The 19640-nt window shown below is 73.7% G+C and carries 14 protein-coding genes; 10 read left to right on the top strand and 4 right to left on the bottom strand.

Annotation, left to right across the window (positions count from 1 at the left end):
• Positions 1–496: 496 nt before the first annotated feature.
• The 3 genes from MWU57_RS12245 (at position 497) to MWU57_RS12235 (ending at position 8002) form a co-directional block, all read left to right on the top strand.
• On the top strand, positions 497–1315 hold the full coding sequence (locus MWU57_RS12245) for an ABC transporter ATP-binding protein (protein ID WP_106267745.1): 819 nt from the start codon (positions 497–499) through the stop codon (positions 1313–1315).
• Positions 1315–3900 (top strand): ABC transporter permease, encoded by a 2586-nt coding sequence (locus MWU57_RS12240; protein ID WP_246909465.1) that lies wholly within the window; start codon positions 1315–1317, stop codon positions 3898–3900. Before MWU57_RS12245 ends, MWU57_RS12240 begins: the two co-directional genes overlap by 1 nt.
• A 91-nt stretch (positions 3901–3991) precedes the next feature.
• A complete protein-coding gene (locus MWU57_RS12235) occupies positions 3992–8002 on the top strand; it encodes an FtsK/SpoIIIE domain-containing protein (protein ID WP_246909464.1) in 4011 nt (1336 codons plus the stop codon).
• A gap of 20 nt (positions 8003–8022) precedes the next feature.
• Here MWU57_RS12235 and MWU57_RS12230 read toward each other — a convergent pair whose 3' ends face one another.
• A complete protein-coding gene (locus MWU57_RS12230; RefSeq protein WP_246909463.1) occupies positions 8023–8457 on the bottom strand; it encodes a hypothetical protein in 435 nt (144 codons plus the stop codon).
• 230 nt (positions 8458–8687) lie between these two features.
• Between MWU57_RS12230 and MWU57_RS12225 the strand changes: the two genes are divergently transcribed.
• The gene (locus tag MWU57_RS12225) at positions 8688–8936 is read left to right on the top strand and encodes a WhiB family transcriptional regulator (protein WP_106267737.1); all 249 of its coding nucleotides are present in this window, start codon (positions 8688–8690) and stop codon (positions 8934–8936) included.
• A 63-nt stretch (positions 8937–8999) separates the two neighbouring features.
• Here the strand turns inward: MWU57_RS12225 and MWU57_RS12220 are convergent, their stop codons facing one another.
• Positions 9000–10475, bottom strand: coding sequence for a sensor histidine kinase (locus MWU57_RS12220; RefSeq protein WP_246909462.1), 1476 nt, complete (start codon positions 10473–10475; stop codon positions 9000–9002).
• Positions 10476–10540: 65 nt separating this feature from the next.
• On the opposite strand from MWU57_RS12220, the gene MWU57_RS12215 reads away from it, so the two are divergent.
• From MWU57_RS12215 to MWU57_RS12190, 6 genes are all read left to right on the top strand, one after another.
• On the top strand, positions 10541–11041 hold the full coding sequence (locus tag MWU57_RS12215; protein WP_246909460.1) for a DUF2505 domain-containing protein: 501 nt from the start codon (positions 10541–10543) through the stop codon (positions 11039–11041).
• 277 nt (positions 11042–11318) lie between these two features.
• Positions 11319–12653, top strand: coding sequence for an ABC transporter substrate-binding protein (locus MWU57_RS12210; RefSeq protein ID WP_246909458.1), 1335 nt, complete (start codon positions 11319–11321; stop codon positions 12651–12653).
• A 137-nt stretch (positions 12654–12790) separates the two neighbouring features.
• Entirely contained in the window at positions 12791–13972 is a 1182-nt protein-coding gene (locus MWU57_RS12205) for a carbohydrate ABC transporter permease (protein WP_106267731.1), read from the top strand.
• Positions 13969–14892 carry a carbohydrate ABC transporter permease gene (locus tag MWU57_RS12200; protein ID WP_106267729.1) on the top strand — a complete coding sequence of 308 codons (924 nt, stop codon included), beginning with the start codon at positions 13969–13971 and terminating at the stop codon, positions 14890–14892. Before MWU57_RS12205 ends, MWU57_RS12200 begins: the two co-directional genes overlap by 4 nt.
• Before the next feature lie 82 nt (positions 14893–14974).
• Positions 14975–16543: a glycoside hydrolase family 1 protein gene (locus MWU57_RS12195; RefSeq protein ID WP_246909457.1), complete on the top strand. Its 1569-nt coding sequence runs from the start codon at positions 14975–14977 to the stop codon at positions 16541–16543.
• A gap of 17 nt (positions 16544–16560) precedes the next feature.
• On the top strand, positions 16561–17574 hold the full coding sequence (locus MWU57_RS12190) for a LacI family DNA-binding transcriptional regulator (RefSeq protein ID WP_374108549.1): 1014 nt from the start codon (positions 16561–16563) through the stop codon (positions 17572–17574).
• Positions 17575–17728: 154 nt separating this feature from the next.
• Here the strand turns inward: MWU57_RS12190 and MWU57_RS12185 are convergent, their stop codons facing one another.
• Positions 17729–18754 (bottom strand): 1-acyl-sn-glycerol-3-phosphate acyltransferase, encoded by a 1026-nt coding sequence (locus MWU57_RS12185; RefSeq protein ID WP_246909456.1) that lies wholly within the window; start codon positions 18752–18754, stop codon positions 17729–17731.
• Positions 18751–19572: a patatin-like phospholipase family protein gene (locus MWU57_RS12180; RefSeq protein WP_246909455.1), complete on the bottom strand. Its 822-nt coding sequence runs from the start codon at positions 19570–19572 to the stop codon at positions 18751–18753. The genes MWU57_RS12185 and MWU57_RS12180 overlap by 4 nt, the downstream gene beginning before the upstream one ends.
• Positions 19573–19640 lie beyond the last annotated feature (68 nt).

Raw genomic sequence — 19640 nt, 5'->3', positions numbered from 1 at the left:
GTGCCGCACGCCCAGCCGGGAGAGCTGTGCACGACTCAGCACCATGTGCTGGCGCCGGAGCAGGTCCATCAGGCCCGGTACGGCCGTGTACACGCTCGTGGTTCCTGTCATGCCGCCGCACGGTGCCCCATCTCGGTGGGCCCGGCGTGGCGTCGGCCGACCGCTGTGGACGAGCGCCGGCGTCGGGCCCCTGGGGGTGCTCTTCCCTCCGCGAGCTGTCAGACCCACGACCCGGAACACCCGCGGCACGTTCTGACAGCTCAAGCGAACCCGGAGCTGTCAGACCCACGACGTCGTCAACCGGCACGGCGTCCTGACAGGTCTCGGGGTCCCCCCTCAGGGAGCTCTCAGGGTCGGTGTCATACCTGGGTATGACCTGGACGCCGCCACGACCAGCCCGGGGACCGACGACGGCCCGCCGTCCGCTCCGTAGCGTCGGTGGTGTCATCGAGCTCCCGTCCGGGGGCCGCCGGAGCAAGACCCGTGGAGACACCTCGTGGACACCACCGTGTTCGTCCCCGTCACAGACACCGACACCCCCGACACCGGCCGGCTCGCCGTCCGGGCGCGCGGGCTGACCAAGACCTACGGCTCCGGAGAGGCGCAGGTTCGCGCTCTCGACGGCGTCGACGTCGACTTCGCCGAGGGACGGTTCACCGCCATCATGGGGCCCTCCGGGTCCGGCAAGTCCACGCTGATGCACCTGCTGGCCGGCCTCGACAGCGCGACGGCCGGGCAGGCGTTCCTGGGCAGCACAGAGATCACCGGCCTCGGCGACAAGGCGCTCACCCGCCTGCGCCGGGACCGGGTGGGCTTCGTGTTCCAGCAGTTCAACCTGCTGCCGATGTTCACGGCGCGTGACAACATCACGCTGCCGCTCGAGCTCGCCGGAGCAAAGGCAGACCGCGAGTGGTTCGACACGCTGGTGCGCACCCTCGGCCTCGATCAGCGGCTCGAGCACCGTCCGAGCGAGCTCTCGGGCGGTCAGCAGCAGCGCGTCGCCATCGCCCGCGCGCTCATCGCCCAGCCGGAGGTCGTCTTCGCCGACGAGCCGACCGGCAACCTGGACTCCCGCTCCGGCGCCGAGGTGCTCAGCTTCCTGCGCCGCTCCGTGCGCGAGCTGGGCCGCACCATCATCATGGTGACGCACGACCCGGCCGCCGCCGCCTACGCCGACCGCGTCGTCCTCATCGCCGACGGTCGCATCGCGGGCGAGATCACCGACCCCACGCCCGAAGCCGTCCTCGCCGGCCTCGACGCACTGCGGTCGCTCGAAGGCCCCGTGGCCGACGACGCCGCGCAGGCGGGTGCCTGATGCTGCGGATCACCCTGGCCCAGATGCGCCGCAGCTCCGGCCGGCTCGCGGCCGCCGGCATCGCCATCGTCATCGGCACCGCCTTCGTGGCCGCGACGCTGCTGGCGGGCGACGTCGTCACCCGCACGACCTACGACTCGATCGCCGCCCGGTACGCCGACGCCGACCTGGTGGTCGGCGCCACGATCGAGGACCCGGTCACGGACGTCGCCGCCCTCGGCGAGGTCGACGGCGTGGACTCCGTCGCCCCGATGAGCGCCTCCTACGCCGAGCTGTCCGCCGGGGCGCGGTCCGTCTTCCAGACCATCATCCCCACTGCCGACGACCGGCTCATGCCGATGGTCGCGACGGTCGGGGCGATGCCTACGCAGGACGACGAGATCGCGCTCCCGCAGGACGTCGCCGAACGCCTCGGCGTCGAGACCGGCGAGCGCGTCAACCTGAACCGCAGCGTGCCCGCCGAGGACGGCAGCTGGGAGCAGGTGACCGTCCGACCGGTCGTGGTCGGGATCCTCGACGACCCCTACGGCGCGTACTCGCAGACGGGTGGTGCCGCCGTCGTCGACGCCGACACCTTCGCGACCTGGCGCGCCGAGGAGAACGGTGGCGAGGTGGGAGCCGAGGAGGTCGCGGTCGCCGTCTCGCCCGGAGCCGACGTCGCCGCCGTCCAGGCGGCGCTGGCCACCGCGGTGGGTGGCACGACCGACCCAGAAGACGCCCGCTGGGTGGTGCCGACCGACGAACGGGCCGCCACCGTGGCAGCGAGCCTGACCGGCGGCCAGGACCTGGTGTTCCTCATCTTCGTGCTGACCTTCGCCGCGATCGCCCTCGTCGTGGCCGGTCTGGTCATCGCCAACACCTTCCAGGTGCTGGTCGCCCAGCGTGCCCGCACCCTCGCTCTGCTGCGGTGCGTCGGGGCGAACAAGGCGCAGGTGGGCCGCGGCGTGCTCACCGAGGCCGCGATCCTGGGTGCCGTCGCGTCGGTGGCCGGGGTGCTGCTCGGCACGGCGCTCGGGCAGGGTGCCCTCTGGGTCGCCGGCGCGATGGACCTCCCGGTGCCGCTGCCCGACAGCATCACGCTGACCTGGCAGGTCGTGGTGATCCCGGTGCTCGTCGGCACGCTCGTCACCGTGGGTGCGGCGCTCGTCCCCGCCCGGGTCGCGACGCGCGTCGCTCCGCTGGCGGCGCTGCGTCCCGCCGACGCGCCCTCCGCCTCGCGCCGGGCGGGCCGCGTGCGCCTCGTGCTGTCGATGCTGACCGCCGTGCTCGGCTTCGCGCTGCTCGGCCTGGGCGCGGCGCTCGGCACGGTGGCGCAGGAGCCCACGTTCGGTGTCCTGGCCGGGATCGCCGGCGGTGCGCTGTCGTTCGTCGGTGTGGCGGTCGGTGCCGTCTTCTGGCTGCCGAAGGTCGCGGCGCTCGCCGGCCGGCTGGTCGGTGCCTCGGGCCCGACGGCGCGGCTCGCCAGCGCCAACACGTTGCGCAACCCGCGGCGCACGGCGACGACGAGCACCGCCCTGCTCATCGGTGTGACCCTCGTGGCGATGATGTCGACCGGCGCGGCCAGCGCCCGGACCTCGCTGACGTCGGCGCTCGACGAGCAGTTCCCGGTGGACGTCGAGGTGTCCAGCTCGACCTACGACGAGGAGGGCGCCCGGACGGCCCTGTCGGACGGCCTGCGTGCCGACGTCTCGAGCGTGGCCGACGTCGCGGCGATCACCGACCTGACCGACGTGTCGCTGGGCGTGCCGGACATCGTCGACCCGGACGGCGAGCCCGTGTCGGTGGACTTCACGGCGCTCGACCCGGGCGCCGCCCGGGAGGTGCTGAACGCGCCCGACCACATCGACGGCCTGGCGCCCGGCACCGCCCTGCTGGGCTATACCAACGCCGAGTCGCTGGAGCTCGCCGACGGCGACCGGCTGACGCTCACCGGTGCTGACGGCACCGCGACGTTCAGCGTCGCGGTGAACGAGGTGGAGCCCTACGTCAACTACCTCGCTGCCGACGACCTGCCCCAGGTGCAGGCAGGCACGGTGGTCACCGACATGTACGTGGCCCTCGCGGACTCGGCGGACGCCGCCGGCACCGTCGCGACCATCCAGGACGTCGTCTCGGACTCCGGCGAGTCGGCCCAGGTCACGGGGATCGCGGTGCAGCGCGCCATGTACGACGAGGTGATCGACACGGTGCTGGCGATCGTCCTGGGTCTGCTCGCCGTCGCGGTGGTCATCGCGCTCATCGGCGTGGCGAACACCCTCTCGCTGTCCGTGATCGAGCGGCGCAAGGAGTCCGCGACGCTGCGCGCGATCGGCCTGTCGAAGTCCCAGCTGCGCGGGATGCTGGCGATCGAGGGCCTGCTCATCGCGGGTGTCGGCGCGGTGCTCGGCATCGTGCTGGGGCTGGTGTACGGGTGGGGCGGATCAGCGGCTGCGCTGGGGATCATGGGTGACGTCACCCTCACGGTCCCCTGGCTCGACGTGACGCTGGTGCTGGTGGTCGCCCTGGCGGCCGGCCTGGTCGCCTCGGTAGCCCCGGCGCGCACGGCGCTCAAGGCCTCCCCCGTGGAGGCGCTCGCCGCGGACTGACCGAGCTCCCCGCCGTGCCCGCACGCCCGCGTCGTCCACACCCTGTGGACGGCGCGGGCGTTCGTGTGCCCGACGGCGGCACGCTGGTGCCATGTCCGTCCGCCTCACGCTGCACCCCGGCGAGGACGTCGAGCTGCCCGACGGCGCCCGGCTCGGCGACCTCCGCGTCCCGCTGGCCCGGCTGGTCCGCCGCCCCGAGCTGGGGCACGTGCCGCTGACCGCGGACGGCACCCCCGTCGGCGACGACGCCGTCGTCGGGCACCGTCCCCTGCTGCCCGGGGCGATCCTGCGCGTCGCCGGTCCGGGATCGTCGGGCCCGCCGTCCCCGGACGTCGCCGCGCTGCGCAGCCCCTGGCTCGTCACGCCCACCACCGGTACGGACGCCGGCGAGACGATCCCCCTGGCACCCGGGTCTCCCGTCACCCTCGGCCGCGGTGCGCAGCGGGTCGTCCTGCGCGTCGACTCCCGCGACCGCGTGCGGGTGCACCCTGACCGCCGCGTCCTGCGGCGCCTGCCCACGGGTCCGCCGCACAGCGCGCTGGTGCGCACGGACGCCGGCCGCGAGCGCCGTCGTCGGCTGGGACCCACGCGGCGTCGCTGGCGGGCAGGCGTGCTCCTCGAGGTGGCCGGCACCCGGTACGAGCTGCTCCGTTCCGGCGACGTCACCGCCTGGCTCGCTCCCGCGCCCCCGGAGCGCTCCACCGCCCTGCCGCTCAACCCGGCGATGCTCCTCACCGGGCTGGTCCCCGTCCTCGGCTCGATCACGCTGGCGGTGATGCTCCGGCAGCCGCTGTACGCGCTGTTCTCGCTGGTCGCCGTGGTCGCACTCGTCCCGCAGGTGGTGGCCGCCGTCCGCCGTCGACGCGCACAGGACCAGCCCACGGCGCCCGGGGCGGCTCCGGTCGGCACGGCCCCGGGCCGCACCGCCGCCCGGGTCGCCGCCGCGCACCAGGCGTCGGACGTCGCCTGGCGCCGCGCCCTCGACGCTCTCGCCGCACGGGCCCGCGACGCCGATCACCGGGATCCTGCGCGAGCCGGCCGCACCCCCGCCGACCTGCTGCCGGACGGCGCTCTCGTGGTGCGCGGCGAGGTCGGCGCCGCCCGCGCGGCCGCCCGCGCCGTCGTCGTCGATCTCGCCGCGGCCGGGGCCACGGTGCAGGTGACCGGGCAGGGGCACGAGGCCTGGGCGTGGTGCCGCTGTCTCGCCGACGCCGACGGTCCCCGCGCCGGTGGGGATCCGGCCGGCGCGGCCCGGGTGCTGGTGGTCGACACCCCGGACCACGCGGCCCACCGTGCCGCGGACGACGCGGCACGACGGGGCGACCTCGTCGTGCTGTGCCTGCCGCACGGACCCGGTGGCCGGGAGGCCCCCGCCCCGTCCTGGTGCCGGGCGTCGCTGCGGGTCGGGGCGAACGGCCGGGCACGCCGGACGGCTCCGGACGGCACCGACACCACCGGCCCGGTCGTCGGGGTCACCTCCCCGTGGGCCGAACGCACCGCCCGCCGCCTGGCGGGGTTGCATGGCCTGCGGCGCTCGCCGGCCGACCTCGACGCGGCGACGACCGCAGCACCGGGACTGCTCCCGCCGGCGGAGCCCGACGGTGCGGACGTGAACGACCCCGGCCTGCCCGACGTCGTGCCGCTCGCCGGTCTGCTGGACGGCATCGACCCCGCTCGGCGCTGGGCCACGGCCACCGGGTGGCGGGTGCCCCTCGGCGCCGACGCCTCCGGCACCACGGTCGCGCTGGACCTGGTGGCCGACGGGCCGCACCTGCTGGTCGCCGGGACCACGGGCGCCGGCAAGTCCGAGCTGCTGCAGTCGCTCGTGCTCGGTCTGGCACTGAGCCGGTCCCCCGCCGACCTCGCACTGGCGCTGGTGGACTTCAAGGGCGGGGCCTCGTTCGGTCGCTGCGCCGACCTGCCCCACGTCGTCGGTCAGGTGACCGACCTGGAGCCGGGGCTCGCCGGCCGGGCTCTCGCGGGGCTGCGCGCGGAGCTGCACCGCCGGGAGCGCGTCCTGGCAGGATGCCGGGCGGCCTCGCTCGACGACGCGCCGCCCGGCACGCTGCCCCGCCTCGTGGTGGTCATCGATGAGTTCCGCGCGCTCGCCGACGACCTGCCGGACTTCCTGCCCGGGCTGCTGCGGATCGCCGCCCAGGGGCGGTCGTTGGGGGTCCACCTCGTGCTCGCGACGCAGCGTCCCTCCGGGGCAGTCAGCACCGACGTCCGCGCAAACGTCTCGGCCAGGATCGCGCTGCGGGTCGTGGACGCGGCAGACTCGCACGACGTCGTGGACCATGCGGCGGCGGCCCGCATCCCCGTCGGCGCACCGGGGCGCGCGGTGCTCCGCATCGGCGCCGGCACGCCCGTCGCGCTCCAGTGCGCGCACGCGGGGACGCTACCCGACGACGACGGCCCGGCCGTCCGTCGGGCGCCCACCTGGCGGCGGCCCGCCCGGGACGTCGGTGCGCCCGGCGGCCCGGTGTCCGCCGCCGCGCCGGGACCGCGCGACCGGACAGGTGGCGAGCGGACGTCTGACCCTCGCGAGGATCCCGTGGACACCGCCGTGGAGGTCGCCCGCCGGGCCGCCGCACGGCTGGGCCACCACCCCGGACCCCCGCCGTGGCTGCCTGCGCTGCCGACCCGCGTCGTCGAGGCCGACCTGGACGGCGCACCGCCGGTGGACGAGTCGCCCGAGGCGCTCCCGCTGGCGCTCGCGGACGACCCGGACGCCCAGCGGCGCCTCGTCGTGCACTGGCGTCCCGCGAACGGGCACCTCGCCGTCCTGGGACCCACCAGGTCCGGCCGCACCACGGCCCTGCTGTCCCTCGCCACCGCTGCGCTGACCCGCGGCTGGCACGTCCACGCGCTCGTCCCCCCGGCGTCGGGGCGGGCCTTCGCGGCCCTGGCGCACCATCCGGGCGTCGGGACCGTCACCGGACCCGACGACCCACGCCGCGCACGCCGGCTCCTCCGGCTGCTGGACCGGCCGCCGGCCCCGGACGGCGGCACGGCACGCACCCTCGTCGTGGTGGACGGCGTGGAGGAGCTCCGCGCGGCGCTCGCGGGGCCGGGTGCCTGGGACCCGCTGGTCGGCGCGCTCGGCGCCGGGCACGCGGCCTTCGCCCTGACGGCCGACACGGCCTCGGTCGGTGGCGTCGCGGCACGCGTCGGCCCGCGACTGGTGCTGCTCGGCGCCGACCAGCACTCGGACGTGATGCTGGGAGCGCCGGGGGCGCTGGCCGGCAGCGGCGGGCCGCCGGGGCGCGCGGCCTGGCTCCCGGCGGGCGAGCCCCTGCTCTGCCAGGTGCTCGCGCCGCGTGCGGGCGGACCGGAAGTCCTCGACCACGAACACCCCGGCGCACCGTCGCGCCAGCCGCCGGCCAGGGTCCGGGCACTGCCGGCACGGCTGACGTGGGACGAACTCGCGCGGGCCGCCGCCGATCCGGGCGGGCCCCCGGCGGGCCCGCCGGGCGACGGGAACGTCCTGGTCGGAGTGGGGGGCGACGCCGCGGGGCCGGTCGCGCTGGACGTCAGCGGCGGGGCGCTCGTCGTCGGTCCCCGAGGCGCGGGCCGGTCCACGGTGCTGCGGACCGTCGTCCGCCGGCTCGCGGCGGAGGGCCGGCTCGCCGCCGTCGTCTCGCGGGACGTCGTCCTGCGTGCCGAGGCAGGCGGGCACCGGGCGTCGCCGCCCTCCCCCGCAGCGTTCCGACGGCTGGTCGAGGAGCTGACCTCGGTCGGCCACGGCTCCTCTCCGGACGACAGCGGTGGTGGCGCTTCCTGCGTCGTCGTCGACGACCTCGACGCGCTCGCCCAGACCTGCCCCGTGGAGGTCGAACGCCTGGGCACGCTGGTCGAGGAGAGCGGGCTCGTGCTCGTGGCGTCGGCCACGACGCAGAACGCCCTCATGGCGCACCGGGGTCCGTTGGCCGAGCTGCGGGCGTTGCGCACCGGTGTCGTGCTCGCGCCGGGTGGTCGGGAGGCCGACGAGGTGTTCGGCACGCCGCTCACCGACGTCGCCGACCCCGGACCTGCGCGGCCTGGACGCGGTGCGCTGCTGACGGCGGGCACCGCCGCCCCGCTGCAGGCCGCCGGGCCCTGAGCGCGGACCGGCGGTCGGTGTCAGTCGGCGGTGTGCTCGAGCACCGAGCGCGTCATGAGGCCCAGGAGGGTGCCGGCGGCGAGGACCAGCAGAGCGATGCCGCCCGCGACCGCCGCCGGCGAGCCGCTGGTCAGCAGCGAGACGCCGAGGATGCCCTGGAAGACCTGCCAACCGGCGATCGGGGACCGCCCTCGGCGTCGTCCACGCCACAGTGCGCGGCCGCTGCCGACGAGGAGCGCGGCCAGACCGAGGAAGAACAGCACCACGAAGACGCTGACGCCGGTGCTGCCGGAACGGCCACCCACCAGCTCGACGACCACGGCTCCTGCGAAGACGACCATGGCCACGGCCTCGAGCCCGACGGCCACGAGGACCGCGGCCAGCGCACCGCCGGGGCGGGTGCCCGGCGGCGGGAGCGGACCGGTCTCGGGGGGAGGAGCGGCAGGACCTGGCATGACACGCCAGGATACGGCCCGCGGGAAAGTTTGTGCAGTGTGATGAAACCCTCAGGGTTCACGGGACAGAAATCTGGCCGTAACCCCTTGTGCCGGCCTTCACGAGGTGTGATTCTGGACAGAGATTCCGCCCCCCCCCTGAACGATCCGAACCGGAGACGGCTGCCTTGCGGCATGCCCAGTTGGCCGTGCGCCGTCCGGAGCGGATCCACGACCATTGAGGAGATGACATGGACTGGCGCCACAAGGCAGCCTGCCTCGACGAGGACCCCGAGCTCTTCTTCCCCATCGGCAACACCGGCCCGGCCCTCATGCAGATCGAAGAGGCCAAGGCTGTCTGCCGTCGCTGCGACGTCGTCGACAACTGCCTCAAGTGGGCCATGGAGTCCGGACAGGACGCCGGCGTCTGGGGCGGCATGAGCGAGGACGAGCGCCGCGCCCTCAAGCGTCGCACCGCCCGCGCACGCCGCGCCGGCTGACGCCACCGCGCACACGCAGAAGGGCTCCCCCGCTCCTGGGCGGGGGAGCCCTTCTGCGTGTGCTCAGCGCTGCGCGTCGCCCCGCAGGTGAACCTGCAGGACGACCTGCGTCCCGCCGCCCTCGCGCGGGAGCCAGTCGATCGTGCCGCGCAGCTCGTTGACGACGAGCGTCTTGACGATCTGCGACCCGAGCCCGCTGCGGGACGCCCGACCGAGCTCGTCGATCCCGTCCCGCATCCCGACGCCGTCGTCCGCCACGACCACGCGCAGCGACGAGTCCTCGCGCTCGACGTCGATCGAGACCGTGCCGGACTCCTGGCCCGGGAAGCCGTGCTCGACGGCGTTGGTCACCAGCTCGGTGAGCACCAGGGCGAGCGGGGTGGCGTCCTGGGCCGGCACGAGCCCGAACGAGCCGCTCTGGCGGGTGCTGATCTGGGCGCGTGTCGAGGCGACGTCGGCCGCGAGACGCAGCGCGCGCTTGAGCATGTCGTCGAGCTCGACGCTCTCGTCGAGCGTCTGGGACAGGGACTCGTGCACCAGCGAGATGGTGGCGACGCGCCGCATCGCCTCCTCGAGCGCCGCCCGCGCCTCCGGGACCTCCATGCGCCGGGCCTGCAGCCGCAGCAGCGCCGCCACCGTGGCCAGGTTGTTCTTGACGCGGTGGTGGATCTCACGGATCGTCGCGTCCTTGGTCATGAGCTCGCGCTCGCGCCGGCGCAGCTCGGAGACGTCGCGGCACAGCAGGACCGCGCCGATGCGCTGGCCGCGGTCGGTGAGCGGCAGCGCACGCAGCGACAGCGCGGCCCGGCCCGCCTCGATGTCCGTGCGCCACGGTGCCCGGCCCATGACCACCAGCGGCAGCGACTCGTCGACGGTGCTCTGCTGCTCGGCGATCCCGGCGGTCACCTCGACCAGGGACTGGCCGACCAGCGGACCGATGACGCCCAGCCGGTGGAAGCACGACAGCGCGTTGGGGCTGGCGTAGAGGACCTCGCCCTCGGAGTTGAGCCTGATGAGTCCGTCGCCGACGCGCGGGGCGCCGCGCCGTGGCCCGGTCGCCGCGTTCGGCGAGGGGTACTCGCCGCGGCCGATCATGGCCAGCAGGTCGTCCGCGGACTCGATGTAGTTGAGCTCCAGACGGCTGGGTGTGCGCCCGGAACCGAGGTTGGTCTGCCGGGCGACCACGGCGACCGCGCGCCCGTCGTGCACCACGGGCACGGCCTCCTCGCGCACCGCGTAGGCGCCGAACCAGCGTGGCTCGCGGGAGCGCTGCGCACGGCCCTCGCTCATCGCGGCGGCGAGCTGCGGGCGCTGGCCCTCGGGGGCGAACGAGCCGACGACGTCGTCGTAGTGCACGGTGGCCCCCGTGCTGGGGCGGCACTGCGCGACGGCGACGAACCGGCCGTCGGCCGTGGGCAGCCACAGGACGAGGTCGGCGAAGGCGAGGTCGGAGACGATCTGCCAGTCACCGACCAGCAGGTGGAGCCACTCGAGGTCCCCCTCGGCCAGCTCGGCGTGCTCGGCGATCAGATCACTCATGGCGGACACGCCCACCAGCGTACGGGGCACTCCCCCGTGGGGAGCACGCCGGTAGGGTGGGCAGCGTGCACCTGACCGTGGAGCAGATCTACCCGGCGGACGTCTCTGCCGTGGCCGCCATGCTCAGCGACGCGGAGTTCGTGCGGTGGCGTGGCCGACGGCGGGACGCCGGCGCGGCCTCCCACGTCGACGTGAGCGGTGACCCGGCCTCCGGGTTCACGGTGTCCCTGCGGCGCACCCTGCCGACGGACCTCATCCCGGCCCAGGTCCGGCAGCTCGTCGGCGACCACCTCGAGGTGCGCCAGGCGGAGGCGTGGGAACCGGTGCGCGACGGGCGCCACGTGGGCACCGTCGCGGTCGAGATCGCGGGCGCCCCGGTCCGGATGACCGGCTCGCTCCGGCTCGAGCCGACGGCCGACGGCGGCACCCGCCAGGTCTACGACGGCGAGGTGCGGGCGAACCTCCCCCTCTTCGCCGCGACCGTCGAGGAGGCCGCGGCGGGTGCCGTCCGGCGCACCCTCGAGGCCGAGGAGCGCGCCGGCCGGGAGTGGCTCGAAGGCTCCTGAGCCTGGCCGCCAGCGCGCGAGCACGCCCCCTGCACTCCCCCTGCACGCCACGGAGGGTGATCACGGTTTGATCACGGGAGCGCTCCCACATTGCCGCTGACCTGCGGCGATGCCTGAGCACCACATCACCGTCCGGCATCGATGGCTCCGGGGGACTTGACGTAGCACGCTGGCGAGGGAAGCATCATCCCCGGTCGTGGAAGCGCTACCACGTCATGATGCGTCGGCGCTTCCTGAAGCGTCCTACGCATGATTCGAACCAGACAAGGGAGTCACCGTGCTCAGCAGCACCCGCCCCCGCCGGAGCCGTCGCGTCGCAGCGGCCACTGCCGGCATCGCGTCCCTCGCACTCCTCCTCGGCGCCTGCTCGGGCGACACCGAGGAGCCGGGCACCACCGACGGCGACGACGGCGAGATGACCGACGAGGAGATCACCCTCACGGTCGCCACGTTCAACAACTTCGGCTACACCGACGAGCTCCTCGCCCAGTACTCCGAGGAGCACCCCAACGTCACCATCGAGCACGTCACGGCCGCCGAGTCGGGTGACGCCCGCACGAACCTGACCACCAAGCTCGCCGCCGGCGGCGAGGGCCTGGCCGACATCGAGGCCATCGAGGTCGACTGGCTGCCGGAGCTCATGCAGTACCCCGACCTCTTCGCCGACCTCCCCACGATCGACGGCCGGTGGGTGGACTGGAAGGTCCAGCAGGCCACCACGCCGGACGGCAAGCTCATCGGGTACGGCACCGACATCGGCCCCGAGGCCATCTGCTACCGCTCCGACCTCCTCGAGGCGGCGGGGCTGCCCTCCGAGCGTGAAGAGGTCGCCGAGTGGATCGGTGGCGACGGCGCCACCTGGGACACCTACTTCGCCGCCGGCAAGGAGTACGTCGACGAGACGGGCAACGCCTGGTTCGACTCCGCCCAGGCGACGTTCCAGGGCATGGTCAACCAGCTCGACGCGGCCTACGAGGACCCGGCCACCGGTGAGCCCAAGGACCTGGCGAGCAACACCGAGGTCAAGGGCCTCTACGACCAGGTTCTCGCTGCCGCGGCCGAGGACGAGCTGTCCGCCGGTCTCGAGCAGTGGGGCGACGACTGGGCCGCCGGCTTCCAGAACGACGCCTTCGCCACGATGCTCTGCCCGGCCTGGATGACCGGTCCGATCGAGCAGAACGCGGGCAACGTCGAGGGCTGGGACATCGCCGACGTCTTCCCCGGTGGCGGTGGCAACTGGGGCGGCTCGTTCCTCACCGTGCCGGCTTCCGGCGCCAACACCGAGGCCGCCACGGAGCTCGCCGACTGGCTGACCTCGCCCGAGGTCCAGACCCAGGCCTTCGAGGAGGCGGGCACCTTCCCGTCGCAGATCGAGGCGCAGGAGTCCGAGGCCGTCCAGACGTTCACGAACGACTTCATGAGCGGTGCCCCGGCCGGCGAGATCTTCTCCACGCGTGCCCAGGCCATCGACGGTGCGCCGTTCAAGGGCGCGAACTACTTCGCGATCCACGCCGAGGTCCAGAACGCGATCAACCGCGTCGACCTCAACGGCGAGGACCCGGAGACGTCGTGGGAGACGGCGGTCACGGACGCCGCGAACGTCATCCAGTGACCTCACCCACCTGGACGTGAGGCGCACACCGCCCCGCTCCACCCTGTGAGACACCGTGTCGGGCCGGTCGCCATCCCCGGCGACCGGCCCGACACGTGCCCAGCCCCGCCCCACGGAGAGACGTACAGGAACTGCTCATGGCCATCTTGTCCCCCAGCAAGCCCGCGCACGCGCGCGGCGAACCGGAACGTCCGCCGCGACGGGTCGGCCTCTCCCAGCGGCTCGGCCGGCTGGACGTGAAGGTCTCGCCCTACCTGTACATCTCGCCGTTCTTCCTGCTGTTCGCCGTGGTGGGCCTGTTCCCGCTCGTCTACACGGCCATCGTGTCGCTCTACGACTGGAACCTGCTGGGCGGGCAGGGCGACTTCGTCGGCATGGACAACTACGTCGCCGTCCTGCAGCAGCCGCTGTTCTGGAAGTCGGTCGGCAACACCTTCTCCATCTTCCTGTTCTCCTCGGTGCCGCAGGTGATCATGGCGATCGCGATCGCCGCGATCCTCGACCAGAACCTGCGCGCGGCCACCTTCTGGCGCATGGGCGTGCTGGTGCCGTTCGTCGTGGCACCGGTCGCCATCTCCATGATCTTCGGGCGTCTCTACGCCGACCAGTACGGGTTCATCAACGAGCTGCTCGGTCTCGTCGGCGTCGACCCCGTCGCCTGGCACGGTGACCGTCTCGCCAGCCACTTCGCCATCTCCACGATGGTCAACTACCGCTGGACCGGCTACAACACGCTGATCTTCCTCGCGGCCATGCAGGCCGTGCCGCGCGAGCTCTACGAGGCCGCGGTCATCGACGGCGCCGGACGGATCCGTCAGTTCTTCTCCGTCACGGTCCCCCAGATCCGCGCCACCGTCATCTTCGTCGTCATCACCTCGACCGTCGGCGGCATGCAGATCTTCGACGAGGTCCGCATGTACGACTCCCAGGGGCTCGGCGGACCGAACCGGGACTGGATGACCACGGTCGTCTACCTCTACGACGTCGCGTGGGGCAACCAGAAGAGCTTCGGTCGTGCCGCGGCGGTCGCCTGGCTGCTGTTCATCATCATCGTCATCGTCGGCATGGCCAACTTCATCATGACGCAGCGGATCGCCACCGGCGGTGCCCGCGGCCCCAAGGTGAGCCGCCGTCACACCAAGGCGCTGCTCGCCGAGGCCAGGGCCGCCTCGAACCGCAGCGGTGCACCGACACCGTCGGCGCCGCCGGGCGCCAACGCCGGTCCCCCGCCCGGCTCGCCGCCACCACCGCCGTCGATCCCGCCCACGCAGCCGTCCAACGGTTCGTCGAACCAGACCCCCGGGGAGGACGTCCGATGAGCTCCGTCGCCGTCACCGCGCAGACCGCCGGCACCCGTGCCGCCCGCGCCGCCGCCAAGCGCCGCGCCCGTGGCAAGGCGCCCCTCGGCGGGTCCGCCCGCCGAGCCGGCCGGGTCACCTACGTCCTGCTGGGCGCCGTCCTGCTGATCTCGATCTTCCCGCTGTACTACACGCTCCTGCTGGGCTCGTCCGACCCGACCTCCATCGCGCAGAACGCGGTCCCGCAGTGGCTCCCGGACGCCAGCCTGTTCACGCAGTTCCAGACGGTCATCACCGACTCCAACATCAACTTCTGGAAGGCCCTCTGGAACTCGACCCTCATCGGCGTGATCTCGTCGGCGTCGGTCGTGCTGTTCTCGACGCTGGCGGGGTACTCGTTCGCCAAGCTGAACTTCCGCGGCCGCGGCCCCCTGCTGGTCTTCGTCATCGCCACCATGGCCGTGCCGGTGCAGCTCGGCATCATCCCGCTGTACATCCTCATGAGCGAGATCGGCTGGTACGGCAAGGTGCAGGCCGTCATCCTGCCCGGCCTGGTCACCGCGTTCGGCGTGTTCTGGATGACCCAGTACCTCTCCGAGGCCCTGCCGTACGAGCTCATCGAGGCGGCCCGCGTGGACGGCGCGTCGATGATCCGCACCTTCTGGTCGGTCGCGATGCCCGCCGCGCTCCCGGCCGCCGCGATGCTCGGCCTGTTCCAGTTCGTGCAGCAGTGGACCAACTACTTCTGGCCGTCCATCATCCTCACCAACGAGAACCCGACGCTGCCGCTGGTCGTGCGCTCCCTGCAGGCCAACTACTTCGTCGACTACTCGCTGGTGATGGGTGGCATCTTCCTCGTCACGCTCCCCCTCCTGGTGCTGTTCTTCTTCGTCGGACGTCAGCTCGTGGCCGGGATCATGGCTGGCGCGGTGAAGGGCTGAGACGCAGACTTCGACCACAGGCTGTCCGGACGTCCCCGGGCGTCCGGACAGCCCGCTCCTCCGACAGGGAAGTACAGCTGAGATGACTCTGAGCATGCCGGGCACGGGCGCCCGGGCCGCCGCACCCGGGACGGCCGCGCCGTTCACGCCGTCGGCCCCGCTGGTGCGGGCGACGCCCAACAGCAGCGGGCGCGTCGAGTTCCCCGCCGGATTCCTCTGGGGCGCGGCCACCGCCGCCTACCAGGTCGAGGGCGCCGGTGCGGAGGACGGCCGCCTCGACTCCATCTGGGACGTCTTCTGCCGGATCCCGGGCGCCGTGCACCACGGCGACGACGGCATGGTCGCCTGCGACCACTACCACCGCTACCGCGAGGACGTGGAGCTCATGAAGAGCCTCCACCTCGACACCTACCGCTTCTCGACGTCCTGGGCGCGCGTGGTGCCGGACGGCCGGACGGTCAACCCTCGCGGTCTCGACTTCTACTCCCGGCTGGTCGACGAGCTCCTCGAGGCCGACATCATGCCGTGGCTCACGCTGTACCACTGGGACCTGCCGCAGGCGCTGGAGGAGCAGGGGGGCTGGCCCGCGCGGGACGCCGCCTACCGGTTCGCCGACTACGCCGCCGTCATGGGCGACGCCCTCGGCGACCGCGTCCCCGTGTGGACCACGCTCAACGAGCCCTGGTGCTCGGCGTTCCTCGGGTACACGGCGGGCGTCCACGCGCCGGGCAAGAAGTCGCCCGAGCTCGGGCTCGCTGCCGCGCACCACCTCATGCTCGGCCACGGGCTCGCGGTCGAGACGCTGCGCGAGCGCGCCCCGCAGGCCTCGCTCGGCATCACGCTCAACTTCACGGTCTCCGACCCGGTCGACCCGGACAACCCGGCGGACGTCGACGCCGCGCGGCGCGACGACGGCATGTTCAACCGCATCTTCCTCGACCCGGTCCTGCGCGGCGCCTACCCCCAGGACATCCTGGTCGACGTCGCGCACCTGGGCCTCGCCGAGCTCATCGAGCCGGGCGACCTGGAGATCATCTCCACGCCGATCGACGTGCTGGGCGTCAACTACTACAACGGTGGCGCGGTCGCGGCGACGCCCGACCCGGAGTCCGCCACGGCGTCCGGCGTGCCGGACGGCACCGCGGGTCCCGACGGAGCGCGCGAGCACGACGCCACGGGTCCCGTGTGGGAGACGCGCTCGCCGAACCCGGTCCCCGACGGCGTCCACCCGCGCAGCCGCGGCCTGCCGATCACGGACATGGGCTGGGAGGTGCAGCCCGAGGGCCTCACCCGCCTGCTCGTCCGGATCCAGGAGGACTACACCGGACCGCGCGGCACGGCGCTCTTCGTCACCGAGAACGGCGCGGCCTACCCGGACGTCGTCGAGCAGGACGGCACCGTGGACGACCAGGACCGGCTCGCCTTCCTCGACGCGCACCTGCGCGCGCTGAAGGACGCGATCGACGCGGGCGCCGACGTCCGCGGCTACTTCGCCTGGTCGCTGATGGACAACTTCGAGTGGGCCCTCGGCTACGCCAAGCGGTTCGGCCTCACGCGGGTGGACTACGAGACGCAGGAGCGCACCGTGAAGTCATCGGGTCGCTGGTACGCGGACGTCGCCCGGGACAACGCCGTCCCGGCCCGCGGTTGAGCGAAAGGTAGTCTCCGATCGTGGTCACGAAGCACATCGTTCCGACGCTCGACGACGTCGCGCGCGCCGCGGGGGTGTCCCGGTCGACGGCGTCGCGCGCCATCAACGGGGGCGACCGCGTCTCCCCCGAGGCCCAGCAGGCCGTCGACGCCGCCATCCTCCGGCTGGGCTACGCGCCCAACCGGGCGGCACGATCGCTCGTGACCCGCCGGACGGACTCCATCGCGCTCGTGGTGCCGGAGCCGGACGCCCGCATCCTCACCGACCCGTTCCTCGCCGGCGTGGTGCGAGGCGTCAGCGAGGGTCTGGGTGGCACCGACCTGCAGCTCGTCCTGCTGCTCGCCCGCCCGGGCGAGCGGCCGGGACACATCGCGCGATACCTCAACAGCGGTCACGTCGACGGCGTCATCATCGCGTCGCACCACAAGGACGACCGCCTCGAGCCGGAGCTGCGCTCGGGCACCCTTCCCGGGGTGTTCGTGGGCCGTCCGTTCGACAGCGCCGGCCTGCACTACGTCGACGTCGACAACGCGGCGGGGGCACGCGTCGCGACCCAGCGGCTGGTCGACCGCGGCTGCCGCAGCATCGCGGCGATCACCGGTCCGCAGGACATGACGGCGTCCCTCGACCGCCACGAGGGCTGGCGCCGGACACTGAGCCGGGCGGGCCTGCCGACCGACGCGGTCGCGAACGGCGACTTCACGGTCGAGGGTGGTGCCGCGGCGATGGAACGTGTGCTCGCCGACCATCCCGACATCGATGGCGTCTTCGCCGCCTCCGACCTGATGGCCTCGGGCGCCCTCCAGGTGCTGCGCGACCACGGCAAGAAGGTGCCGGACGACGTCGCCGTCGTCGGCTTCGACGCCCTGGGAGCCGAGCGCACGACTCCCCGGCTCACCACGGTGCTGCAGCCGGTCGTGGAGATGGTGGCGGCGGCGACGTCGACGCTCCTCGACATGCTGGCCGGCGAGGACGTGCACCCGGAGCCCCGGATCTTCGTCCCCCGCCTCGTCGAGGGTGACTCCGCCTGAGGCGGAGGTGAAGCAGCGGGTGGGGCCGAGGAACGAGGCACCCGCCCGATGCGGAGCCGCAGCCTCAGGCGGCAACAGCACCGCCTGAGGCGGAGGTGAAGCAGCGGGTGGGCCGAGGAACGAGGCACCCGCCCGATGCGGAGGTGGACGGACGTCAGACGGTCGGCGTGCGCTCACCGATCCAGGCGTCAACGACCCGCCACTGCTCGAACAGCCAGGCCTCGCGCGCCACGTCGTCCCGCGGTACGCCGGACGCCGGGTGGAGCCACCCGCCGAGCACGATGGACTTGTCCATCGGCAGCTCCCGCCAGATGTCGCCCACGGTGACGAGGCGCTCGAGGCCGGTGTGCGCCACGACCAGCACCGCGGCGTCGGGCGCACCGTCCAGCGCGGCCTGGAAGCCGCCGGCGTGGGGCGCCATGACGTGGCCCATGGCCTCGGCCTGTCGTGCCAGCTCCTCGTGCCCGCGCTCCCGCAGGGCCGCGATGCGCCCGGTGCGACGTCGGGCAGTGATGTTGCCGCCCTCCGGGAACAGCACCAACGCCTCGTCGCTCGTGAGCCCCGCCGCGATGCGCTCCACGGTCTCGCGCGCGCCGGCCTGACCCTCCCGGCGGCGCGACGACGGCGTGACGAAGGCGGACGGGAGCCGGTGCAGCAGCACGTCGATCGCCGGGTCCCACTGCAGGGTGTCCTTGAGCACGACGGCCGGCGCCCGGCCGGTGAGCCCGAGCAGCCGGTCGATCAGGATGAACGAGTCCCCCGGGCCGGCGTGGCGGCTGACCACGACGAGGGGCGCGTCGGGGATCTCGACGCCGGGTGCGGCGTCGACCACGATGCGCAGGCGCAGCGTCCACCGCACCTGCCAGAAGAACAGCGCGAGCATGCCGCGGGCGAGGCGGACGTGCGCACGCCGGTACCAGGGTCGGCCCGCGAGGAGCCCGCAGCCGGACGCGATCCACAGGCCCAGCATCGCCAGCAGCGCGAGGGCGTCCCACACCACGTAGAACGCGATCATCCAGAGCAGCCGCAGGGTGCGCAGCCGTCCCGGCAGCACCCACGTCAGCGCGGCGCCCACGACGAGCGCGAGCATCAGCGTGGTCGGCACCATGACGAGGGCCAGCACGACCACGAGCGGGGCGACCACGAGCCGGCGCACCCAGCGGGGCGGGGGCGCCATCATGCCCCGTCGGCGAGATAGCCGGCTGCCGCCCGGTACGACTGCTCGATGCGGCGACGCGTCGCGTCGAGGCGCCGGAACGACGTGAGCTTCTCGTCGCCCGGCACGGGACCGCCGGAGGGCAGCACGTGGACGACGACGCCGTCGGGCACGTCGTCCAGCTCGCGGAAGAACCGGTGCCGGCGGGAGATCTCGAACGTCACGCGGGCGACGTCGGCGGGCGTGGTCGGCGCGGTGAGCGGCTCCTCGATGCGCCCGACCTGGAGCACGTAGACCGTGGACGCACCCCGCCGCACCGCCTCCCCGAGCGGGATCGAGTCGACCACCCCGCCGTCGACGAAGTGCTCACCGTCGATCTCGGCGGGCGGGAGCGCGCCGGGCACGGAGGCGGACGCGACGATGGCGTCGACGAGCGGTCCGCTGTCGAACCAGCGCTGCGCCGCCCGCTCGATGCTCGCCGCCGCGACCGCGAGCGGCACCTGGAGGTCCTCGAACGTGCGGTGCTCGCCCACGGTCTCGGCGACGAGCGCGCGGAGCTTGGCCGGGTCGAACACGTGGGTCCGGGAACGGGCGAGGTGCGCGACCTGCCGGTACCAGGGCTCGGAGTAGACGCTCGCGGCGGTGGGCGACGCCCAGGCCTCGAGGAGCCTGTCGACGACGGCCAGCGACGGGTCGGCGGCGACGGCCGCCCCGTTGATGGCCCCGATCGACGTGCCGACGAGCAGGTCGGGACGCACCCCGGCCTCGAAGAGGGCCTGGAGCATGCCGACGTGCACGGCGCCGCGCACCCCTCCGCCCCCGAGCACGAAAGCCACCGTCACGCCGACATCGTCGCACGCAACCCCCACCACCGCTGTGGGTGCACGACACGCCGTCGGCCCGCAGGGCC

The sequence above is a fragment of the Isoptericola sp. S6320L genome, assembly GCF_023015685.1.
GTDB classification, from domain to species: domain Bacteria; phylum Actinomycetota; class Actinomycetes; order Actinomycetales; family Cellulomonadaceae; genus Isoptericola; species Isoptericola halotolerans_A.
Note: the sequence above shows the minus strand (reverse complement) of the source record. Positions and strands in the feature narration are given on the sequence as shown.

Bases quoted from the DNA above. Each gene is read 5' to 3' on its own strand.
- MWU57_RS12240 (WP_246909465.1), top strand. From the start codon at position 1,315: ATGCTGCGGATCACCCTGGCCCAGATGCGCCGCAGCTCCGGCCGGCTC.
- MWU57_RS12235 (WP_246909464.1), top strand. From the start codon at position 3,992: ATGTCCGTCCGCCTCACGCTGCACCCCGGCGAGGACGTCGAGCTGCCC.
- MWU57_RS12230 (WP_246909463.1), bottom strand. From the start codon at position 8,457: ATGCCAGGTCCTGCCGCTCCTCCCCCCGAGACCGGTCCGCTCCCGCCG.
- MWU57_RS12225 (WP_106267737.1), top strand. From the start codon at position 8,688: ATGGACTGGCGCCACAAGGCAGCCTGCCTCGACGAGGACCCCGAGCTC.
- MWU57_RS12220 (WP_246909462.1), bottom strand. From the start codon at position 10,475: ATGAGTGATCTGATCGCCGAGCACGCCGAGCTGGCCGAGGGGGACCTC.
- MWU57_RS12205 (WP_106267731.1), top strand. From the start codon at position 12,791: ATGGCCATCTTGTCCCCCAGCAAGCCCGCGCACGCGCGCGGCGAACCG.
- MWU57_RS12200 (WP_106267729.1), top strand. From the start codon at position 13,969: ATGAGCTCCGTCGCCGTCACCGCGCAGACCGCCGGCACCCGTGCCGCC.
- MWU57_RS12195 (WP_246909457.1), top strand. From the start codon at position 14,975: ATGACTCTGAGCATGCCGGGCACGGGCGCCCGGGCCGCCGCACCCGGG.
- MWU57_RS12185 (WP_246909456.1), bottom strand. From the start codon at position 18,754: ATGATGGCGCCCCCGCCCCGCTGGGTGCGCCGGCTCGTGGTCGCCCCG.